This window comes from Mucilaginibacter sp. P4_D1 (assembly GCF_056401935.1).
The window spans coordinates 1-999 of sequence record NZ_JBFUIJ010000114.1; the positions used below are offsets into that span (position 1 = coordinate 1).

Genomic DNA, 999 nt, shown 5'->3' on the forward strand with positions numbered 1-999 from the left:
GATGGTGCCACTATTCGTACATATTCCATTACCGTGTACAAAAACGGATCAAGTAATACTTCAATAAGTTCATTGGCATTAAGCCCGTCAAGTCCATTGTCGGTAACAACGGGTACCAGTAATATAAATTACCAAACCTCGGTATCGGTTACTACAGCTACTGTTGGCGTTGTAGTAACAACTTTAGACCCGAATGCAGTGATACGGGTTGAGGGCAATCCGGTAGCCAGCGGGGTTACATCCGACCCAATAACACTGAATGCAACCGGTTCTACAACAATCCATGTATCAATAACAGCCGAGGACGGTGTCAGTATCCGCACTTATTCCATTGTTGTAAATAAAAACGGGGCAAGTAATGCCTTGCTTACTTCCCTAAATTTAAGTCCCGTGTCAACGCTGACAACTACAACAGGCAGCAGTACCATAAATTATCAAACTACGGTCTCTGCAGCCACAACCAGTATAAATGTTAAGGCTATAGCGTCAGATCCTAACGCGGTGATACGGGTCGAAGGTAATATTGTGTCAAGCGGTAGTACATCTGATCCAGTAACGCTGAATGCTACCGGAACTACTACTATTCATGTTTCTGTAACAGCCGAGGATGGTGTCACCATTCGTACCTATTCTATCGTTGTGTATAAAAACGGATCAAGTAACCCCGCTTTGAGTTCATTAAGTGTAAGCCCGGCTTCTACGCTGACTGTTATAACAGGCAGCAGCACGGTAAATTACCAAACTTCGGTGTTGGCCTCGACACCAAGTATAACTGTTACGGCTGTAAGTGCAGATCCAAACGCTGTAATAAGGATTGAGGACAATGTGGTGTTGAGCGGCAATGCATCAGCACCGATAACGCTGAACGCAACCGGAGCTACCACCGTTCATGTTTCTGTAACAGCCGAAGATGGTGCCACTATTCGTACATATTCCATTACCGTGTACAAAAACGGATCAAGTAATACTTCAATAAGTTCATTGGCATTAAGCCCGTCA

General features: G+C 44.4%; 1 protein-coding gene. It reads left to right on the forward strand.

All coding sequences use genetic code 11. The features are described 5' to 3' along the window. The coding region (locus AC1DV1_RS31245; protein WP_477368746.1) for a cadherin-like beta sandwich domain-containing protein at positions 1-999 on the forward strand (999 nt) is incomplete at both ends.